Annotated in this window: 7 protein-coding genes; 3 read left to right on the top strand and 4 right to left on the bottom strand. The window is 64.1% G+C overall.

What is annotated here, in order from left to right:
- On the bottom strand, positions 1-1,662 hold a 1,662-nt coding region (locus AC1D00_RS16480), incomplete at its 3' end, for an efflux RND transporter permease subunit (protein ID WP_477011408.1).
- A 474-nt stretch (positions 1,663-2,136) separates the two neighbouring features.
- Between AC1D00_RS16480 and AC1D00_RS16475 the strand changes: the two genes are divergently transcribed.
- Positions 2,137-3,333 (top strand): M24 family metallopeptidase, encoded by a 1,197-nt coding sequence (locus tag AC1D00_RS16475; RefSeq protein WP_477011407.1) that lies wholly within the window; start codon positions 2,137-2,139, stop codon positions 3,331-3,333.
- A 14-nt stretch (positions 3,334-3,347) separates the two neighbouring features.
- Here the strand turns inward: AC1D00_RS16475 and AC1D00_RS16470 are convergent, their stop codons facing one another.
- Positions 3,348-4,373, bottom strand: a complete 1,026-nt coding sequence (locus AC1D00_RS16470) for a LysR family transcriptional regulator (RefSeq protein ID WP_477011406.1) — start codon at positions 4,371-4,373, stop codon at positions 3,348-3,350.
- Here AC1D00_RS16470 and AC1D00_RS16465 point away from each other — a divergent pair.
- Together AC1D00_RS16465 and AC1D00_RS16460 are read left to right on the top strand one after the other, a co-directional pair.
- Positions 4,366-4,959, top strand: coding sequence for an isochorismatase family protein (locus tag AC1D00_RS16465; RefSeq protein ID WP_477011409.1), 594 nt, complete (start codon positions 4,366-4,368; stop codon positions 4,957-4,959). The two genes, AC1D00_RS16470 and AC1D00_RS16465, sit on opposite strands and share 8 nt — an antisense overlap.
- 35 nt (positions 4,960-4,994) lie before the next feature.
- Positions 4,995-5,756 (top strand): pirin family protein, encoded by a 762-nt coding sequence (locus tag AC1D00_RS16460; RefSeq protein ID WP_477011405.1) that lies wholly within the window; start codon positions 4,995-4,997, stop codon positions 5,754-5,756.
- Between the two features lie 34 nt (positions 5,757-5,790).
- On the opposite strand, the gene AC1D00_RS16455 is transcribed toward AC1D00_RS16460, so the two are convergent.
- Both AC1D00_RS16455 and fsrB read right to left on the bottom strand, forming a co-directional pair.
- The gene (locus AC1D00_RS16455) at positions 5,791-6,606 is read right to left on the bottom strand and encodes a hypothetical protein (RefSeq protein WP_477011404.1); all 816 of its coding nucleotides are present in this window, start codon (positions 6,604-6,606) and stop codon (positions 5,791-5,793) included.
- A gap of 76 nt (positions 6,607-6,682) precedes the next feature.
- Positions 6,683-7,972, bottom strand: a complete 1,290-nt coding sequence (gene fsrB / locus AC1D00_RS16450; protein ID WP_477011403.1) for a siderophore utilization protein FsrB — start codon at positions 7,970-7,972, stop codon at positions 6,683-6,685.
- Positions 7,973-8,087: the final 115 nt, after the last annotated feature.

Here is an 8,087-nt window from a genome sequence, read left to right as displayed (position 1 = left end):
GAACAGCACGACACCAAGGACCAGAATGGCGGCCATTCCGGCCGGAATGATGAAGCGATGCTCGATCAATCCGGTCAGCGAGCGCGAATAGGCATGACGCATCGTCTCGAAATTACGCTCGAACGCCGCGTGAAAGCGCCCGAACGGTCCGCGCGGCACGGTGCCGGGTGCATCGTGGCGCTCGCCCTTGAGCAGTAGGCCGATGATGATCGGCGTCAATGTCCTGGACAGGCCGTAGGATGCAAGCATTGCGAAGACCACGGCAAGGCCGAGCGGCGTGAACAGATATTTGGCCGGTCCCTCCAGGAAGACGACGGAGGTGAAGACGCAGCTGATCGCAAGCGTCGAGACGAGTGTGGGCAGAGCGATGCCGGCCGCGCCGTGCAGCGTCGCCTGCGGCAGGGGCAGCCCCTCCTCCGTGAGCAGACGATGAGTGTTCTCGATCGTGACCGTGGAATCGTCGACCAGAATACCCACGGCCAGCGCCAGCCCGCCCAGCGTCATGGTGTTGAGGGTCTCGCCGAGGAAATGGAGCGCGATCAGCGAGGTGAGGATCGACAGCGGGATCGAGATCATGACCACGAGCGTCGAGCGCCATGATCCCAGGAACAGGAGGATCATCAACGCGGTCAGTCCGGCGGCGATGGCGCCCTCGCGCAGCACGCCTTCCACCGATTGCTTGACGAACACCGACTGATCGAACAACTCGTTGATCTGCATGCCCGAAGGCGCAGCCGCGCGCGCGGCCTCGAGCGCCGGGTGGACCGCCTTGACCACGCTGACGGTCGAGGCGTTGCCGTTCTTGATGATGCTGAGCAGAACCGAACGACGGCCGTTCTGGCGCACCACGTTCTGCTGCACCAGCCAGCCATCGTGAACCTGCCCGACGTCCTTGACGAAGATGGTGGCGCCGTTCACGACCTTGATCGGGATGTTGTTGAGGTCCTCGATCGAAGGTGCCGTCGCATTGGTGCGGACGACATACTGCTTGTCGCCCATTTTTGCGGTGCCGGCCGGCAGCGTCAGGTTCTGGGCGTTAACCGCATTGACGACGTCGAGCGGCGTCAGCCCCTTCGCGACCAGCTTGGCGGGATCGATATCGACCATGATCTGCCGGTATTTTCCGCCCGAGGGAGTCGGCAGCGTGATGCCGGGGATCGGCGCCAGTTGCTGACGGATGCGGTAGATGCCGTAGTCGTAGAGCTGCTGCTCGCTCAGCGTATCGGAGCTCAGGCTGATCTGGAGCACGGGCACACTCGAGGCGTTGAACTGCACGACGACCGGCGCCTGGATGCCGGGCGGCATCAGCGCGCGGATCGCATTGGTGGCGGAGACGATCTGCGAGATGGCGAGGTCGAGGTTGACGTCGGGTTGGAAGTAGATCTTCTGCACCGACAGACCGGCCATCGTCTGCGCTTCGATATTCCTGATTCCGTTGACGTTCGAGCTGATCGAGTACTGGCTGTAGGTGGTGACACGCTGCTCCATCTCCGGCGTGCTCAGGCCGGTGTAACTCCAGATCACGGTTACGACCGGAATGTCGATATCGGGAAAGATGTCGGTCGGCATCGCAAATATGGTGACGGCGCCCAGGAACAGGATCAGCGCGGCGACCACGTAGAACGTATGGGGAAATCGCAGAGCGAAACGAACGATACCCATCGAGCACTCCTCGTTCCGCAGCGACCGTTTGCGGCCACCGCGGCATCCAGATCAGCAGCAAGGCGTTGCACGCGGATATTTCCGCGCGGCCCAGCCTCCTGCGCCTCCTGGATGTTCTTGGCTCGAGGGTCGACGATTAGCCGCTCAATGAACCCTGGCCGCGTTCCCGGCTTCGCGCGGCCGGTATCGCGGTTGAAGGAGGACTTAGAACTTGGACGTCGGAAGTGAAAGCCGCGCGGCGTTACTTCGCGGTAATGAAGCGCGCGATTTGACCACGAGTTGGTGAACCTCCGCGCACGGAAACTCAAGGTCACGCGAGCTTGCGTGGTCCTGCACTCCCGGCGGTGGCGCCATATCATTTCGGCATTGGTCAAAATCGTGCCGGCCGTCCAAGATCCGCCGTACCGGCGAAGCACAATGCAACGAAGCACGATCCAACAAGGAGTGCCGCGCGGTAACATTGGGAGGTTCGTCATGCAGGAGAACGTCGCCCGCGGAGCCCGCTCGCGCGCCATTCCATTCGATGCCGCCAAGCTCGACCGCCTGATGGAGGCAGCCGGGCTCGACGTCCTGGTCGCGACCTCCAAGCACAATGTGCAGTACCTGCTCGGGGCCGAGCGCGCGATCTTCTTCGACTACATGGATGCCATGGGCGTCAGCCGCTATCTGCCGGTCCTGGTCTATCCCAAGGGCGCGCCGGAAAAATCCGTCTATGTCGGCCACCGCCTGGAGACCCATCAGCGCGCCGTGGCGCCGCCCTGGGTGCCGCAGGTCCGGACCGAGTCGAGCGGCTCGGTCGACGCGATCACGCGGGCCGTTGCGGCCTTGAAGGACGCCGGTGTGCCGATGAAGCGGGTCGGGGTCGAGATGGCGTTCCTGCCGATGGATGCGGGCCGGGCGCTGGCCGACGCCCTGCCCGGCGCCGAGCTCAAGGACGCGCTGCTGGTGCTGGAGCGTCTGCGCGCGGTGAAGTCCGCCGACGAGCTGGCCAAGCTGAAGACGGCATCTGAACTGGTGATCGCCGCGATGCTGGAGGTGATCGCCGGGTACGGTCCCGGCACGACCAAGCAGCAATTGTCGGACGCACTGCGGGTGGCCGAGGTCAACCGCGGGCTCACTTTCGAATACTGCCTGCTGGCCTGCGGCAACAGCCACAACCGGGCGCCGTCGGGGCAGCGCTGGGAGCACGGCGAGGTGCTGTCGCTCGACTCCGGCGGCAATTATCACGGCTATATCGGCGACCTCGCCCGCATGGCCGTGCTGGGCGATCCGGATGCCGAGTTRAAGGACTGTCTGGCTGAGATCGAGGCGGTGCAGCGCGCCGCCTTCGCCGCAGTCCGTCCGGGCGCCATGGGCGGCGACATCTATGTCGCGGCCGAGCGGCAGCTCGCCCAGATCACCCAGCGCGACTGCACGGATTTCCTGGCCCACGGCATGGGCCTCGTCAGCCACGAGGCCCCTCGCCTGACCGCCACAGGTCCGGTTCCCTATGACGACACGGACGCGCGGCTGCCGCTCGAGCCAGGCATGGTGGTGTCGATCGAGACCACGATGAAGCATCCGAAGCGCGGCTTCATCAAGCTCGAGGACACGGTCGCGGTAACGCCGACGGGCTACGAGATCTTTGGTGAAGGTGGGCGGGGCTGGAATTTGGCCGGCAGCGCGCTTTAGCCGGCAAGCCAACCTCAGACACTCTTCAACGCTTCAGCAAACTCGACCACGATCGCCTTCGTCAGGCGTCCGCTGAATCTGTCCTTCTGCCACAGTGCAGTCATCTCGACGGGAGACGGCTCCCATCCGGTCATGACGCGAACAAGCGCTCCCGAATTCAGTGCCGCCTCCACCATGAACAAGGGCAGGTTCGCGACACCGAGCCCCGCGAGCGCGGCCTCTACCAGTATCGTCTGCCGGTTTGCCGCGAAGCCAATCCGTGGGGTCACCGTGACAGCAGCACCGTCATGACTTCGTAGATCCCACTCGACCAAGTCGCTGCGGATCGCGAGCGCAGGGATCTCGTTCAGGTCCTGCGGCTCCTTCAATGCCATCTGAGCCGCGAGGAAGTCCGGACTCGCGACCAGCACCCTCGGCAGCGAGGCGAACTTCTTGAACATCAGCCCGGAGTCGGCGACCTGCCCCATCCGCACGACCAGATCGTATCCCTCCTCGATCAACGAAACCCTTCGATCGGCCAAGGTCATCTCGATCGTGACGTCGGGGTGCCTGGTCTTGAAGCGGATCAACGCTGGAGCCAGAACGGCAGTCGCGATGTCCGGCGGCAACGACAATCGAACGGTGCCTGACAGCGCAACCCGCTCATCCAAAACCTCAGCCACGGCCTCTTCAGCGAGGTTGAGCGCGGGCCGGCTGCGATCGAAGAGCCGCTGCCCCTCTTCGGTTAGCGCGACACCCCTCTTCGTCCGTCGCACCAGTCGGACATTCAAGGTCTTCTCGAGGGCGGACAGTCGCCGCGACAGAGTGGCCTTCGGAATGCCGGTCGCACGCTCGGCCGCCGCCAGCCCGCCCGCTTCGACGATACGGGTGAACAGCGCGAGGCCGTCGAAATCTGAAAAGATGCTCATGTTCCATTTATGAAACATGAGGTGGGCATTTTTCAAGTCTGCCGCAAGTTTCGTTCCATCCGTAGGTTCACCGGCGAGCGACATCGCTCGTTCGACCGAGGGAGACCACGTCATGTCCAAGATAATGTCCAAGTATTTCACGCCTGAGGATTCCGCGCTTCTGCTGATCGACCACCAGATCGGCACCATGCAGCTGATCAAGAACATCGATGTCGAGCGCGCCAAGCGCATGTCGCTGGCGCTGGCGAAGACCGCGAGCATTCTCGGTATCCCCACCGTCCTGACATCCAGCCAGGAAGATCGCCTGCAGGGTCCATTGCTGCCTGAACTGAAGGACATTCTTCCCGACGCCTTTGACAAGCGCGTCAAGCGCGAAGGCATCGTCAACGCCTGGACCGACGCCAACTTCAAGGCTGCCGTGGAAGCGACGGGCCGCAAGAACCTGATCATGGCGGGTGTCACGACCGACGTCTGCCTCGTCTTCCCGGCGATCGACGCGGTGGCGGAAGGCTACAAGGTACAGGCCGTCATGGACGCCTCGGGATCGCCGTTCGAGCTCTCGGAAGACATGTCCCGCCGCCGCATGCAGGACGCCGGCGTTGTGCTAACGGCGACCAACACCATGATCGCAGAGCTGGCCCAGAACTGGGGCACGCCGAACGGGCAGAAGCTGATCCAGCTCCTGTTCACCGACGTGTTGCCACCGATCCAATCGTAATTGATCCCAGGCCGCCGGGGCCAAGGAGCAGCAACATGCCTTCAGCAGCGCCCATCCATGGGGTCGGCATCGTGTCGCCGGAGACTCATCAGGTCAGATCACACGGGCCATTCCAGTTGCGCCGAATCCATCCAGGCATCTCTCTGGATCAACAGGACGATGCAGGCTTCGGCGGGCTCGGGGTCATCGACCACGCCCGGCTTCAACCCGGTCTCGTCGTCAGGATGCACGAACACCGCAACGACGAGATCATCAGCTACATGCGTAGCGGACGGATGCTGCACACCGATTCCGCCGGCAGAAGCGAAGTCATTTCACCCGACCGGCTCATGGTGATGAACGCAGGTCGGGGCTTCTACCATGAAGAGAAGGTCCTCGGTGACGATCAGATCGAAATGCTCCAGATCTTCGTTCGGCCCGAAGCTGCGGATGCGGAGCCCAACGTTCAGTTCGTCGCGCTGGACGAGGCCGAGCGAGACGGGCAATGGCGGCTACTGGCGGGGCCCGAGGGATCCGACGCGCCGACTTTTGTACGGCAGGCCCTCTACCTCTACGACACACATTTGCCGGCGGGGCGAAGCACCGAGCTTCCGTCGAAACCGGGCTTCGATCGCTGGCTCTACGTCTTCCGGGGTAACGTCGCCGCAGGTGAGCACAAGGCCGGCAAGCATACCGCGCTGATGTTCGCCGGCGACGGCATCTCGCCGAGGGTGGAAGTGAGCGAGGACGCAGACCTTGTCGTCTTTCTCGTCGACCGTAACGCGAGATATTCGCGTGAGGGAACGATCAGCGGTTGAAGGCGGCCGCGGCCGGGATCTCGGCGGACGCGCTCTAGCGCTGCGGCAGCAATTCCAACTGGCTCTGCGCCTTCTTCACCGCCGCCGCGAACCAGCTCTGGCTTGGCGCTTCCTTGGCGAAGCATTTTGTGTAGGCGTCCATCGCCTGGTCTTCCTTGGCCATACTGTCCTGCGGGGTTTTCCTGGCCATCATCTGCTTCCAGACCTTCTCGCAAGCCGCGATCTCGGCGGTCTTGACGGCGTCGGTTACGGCGAGGAAGTAGACCTTCTCGCCCTGGATCGCGACGACGTCGATCTCACGCGGCGCCCCCTTCAGATCGCCATTGCCGCGCACGCCAAGAACGGCGACCGCGGCGCTCGCCGCCGCAGGCTTGGTGATCGGCAGCTCCGCATATTTGGCGAAGGCGGAGTCCTGGATCGCATAATAGTAGAAGCGATCCGACCTGAACGCCGCGCCGATCTCTTGCGGCATGCCGTCCTCGCGGTGCTCGCGCAGCCAGTGCTTGAGCAGCGCGGTCGTGGTCGCCACGGCTTGCATCTTGTCGCCCTCGGAGGCGAAGCCGAGCCCGTCGAGATGGCCGAAGCCGGAGTCGCCCTTGAAGAGCGTATCGGCGTTCGACTTGCCCTCTGCGGGCAGCCCTTTGATCGCGACCGGTCCCACCAGTTCGCGCAGCACGCCCGTCAGCTCCTTGAGCGCCGCATCGTGCTGCCTGGAGGTCTCGTCGTTCTCCGGCGCCTTGGAGAACTTTGCTATGTAGCGATCGCGCAGGTCGAGATAGCGCTGCTCGGGCGCGGCCGCGTGGGCGGTCGTCGTGAGGACGAGCAGGCAGAGCAAGGCAGGCAATCTCATTCAATGTCCGCAGACTGGAGCGATCTCCAGTCTTTGTGCCGGCGCCGGGCGGGTAGGTTCATCCGCAAGGCCGGGCCTACTCCGCCGGCGTGAGCTGCCTGTTCAGGCGCATCGCGGCGGTCTCGCGCACGCGGACGCGGGCGCGGCGCTTGCGCCACCAGATCACGACGCCGGTCACCGAAAGCGCGGCCACCACCAGCCCCATGATCGAGATCAGGATGCGGCCGAACAGCCCGACGATCCGTCCCGAATGCAGCGGAAACTGCGCCTGCACGAAGATATCGGCCGCGGTGCCGACCCATGGCAGCCGCTGGCCGAGCGGATGGCCGTCCTCGCTGTCGTAGTAGAGCTGCGCCGGGCCGACGCCGCCGGCGCCGTGATCGTCGCCGGGATGGAAGTAGGCTGCGGCATAGACCCCGTGGGCGGGGCCGTAGCTGAGCGCGCCGACCGGGGTGGACCACCCTCGCCCCTTGCCGTCGGCCGTGGCGCGCGCGGCGATGTCGGCAAACGTCACCTTGGGCTCGATGGGATCGTCGAGATCGCGGTACGGCCGCTGCTCATACGGCGTCGGCGTATAATTCGACACCATCTTCATCAGCGGCGAGAACACCTCGAAATAGAGGTTCAGCGAGAACGCCGTGAAGGCGATGACGAACAGCAGCCCCCAGGTCCACAGGCTGAAGGCGCGGTGGATGTCGAAATTGATCCGGTAGGCGCTGCCCGAGGTCTTGATGGTCCAGGCCGGCGCCCAGCGCGCCCAGAAGCCGCGTTCGAGCTGGCGCGCGACCTGCGGCGCCCGCGCGGCCTTCGCGCCGCGCCGTGACGGCAGCGTCAGATAGAAGCCGACGAGGCAGTCGATGGTCCAGATGATGGCGATGATGCCGAGCAGGCGCATGCCCCAGCGGTCGCTGCCCCAGAACTCCGGGATGTGCATGGTGTAGTGCAGCTTGTAGAGAAACGAGATGAAGTTCTCCCGCGTCACCGGCCATACCGCGCCCCAGTAGCGCCGTCCCAGCTCGACGCCCGTGTTGGGATCGAGGAAGACCTGATTGTAGCCGAGCGGATAGCGCTTGCCGGTTGCCGGATCGATCCGCGGCATGATGAAGAACCACAGCGAGTGGCCCTCCTCCGGCGCCATGAAGAGATAGACGACGCGTGCGCGGGGATCGCGCTGCTCGATCAGCTTGGCGAGCTCGATCGAGGGAATGGCCGGGCCCTTGCTGGTGACRTCGAACAAATGGCTGTTCAGGACGTCGTCGATCTCGTGATCCCAGGAGATGATCGCGCCGGTGATGCCGGAGAAGAACAGGAATCCGGCCGTGAGCAGGCCCGCCCAGCGATGCAACCTGCCGAATATCGCTCTCATCGTCTTCGACTCTCATCAAGCGGGTCCGGCCCCGTTGCCGGGCCGTCGTCAGTTGAACTCACCAGCGATACGTCAGCTTGCCGATTGCCTTGCGTCCCTCGGCATACATGCACCC

The organism is Bradyrhizobium sp. P2_E8 (assembly GCF_056403875.1).
Note: the sequence above shows the minus strand (reverse complement) of the source record. Positions and strands in the feature narration are given on the sequence as shown.

Excerpts from the sequence above, each read along its gene's own strand:
- AC1D00_RS16465 (WP_477011409.1), top strand. The coding sequence starts at position 4,366 with ATGTCCAAGTATTTCACGCCTGAGGATTCCGCGCTTCTGCTGATCGAC.
- AC1D00_RS16460 (WP_477011405.1), top strand. The coding sequence starts at position 4,995 with ATGCCTTCAGCAGCGCCCATCCATGGGGTCGGCATCGTGTCGCCGGAG.
- AC1D00_RS16455 (WP_477011404.1), bottom strand. The coding sequence starts at position 6,606 with ATGAGATTGCCTGCCTTGCTCTGCCTGCTCGTCCTCACGACGACCGCC.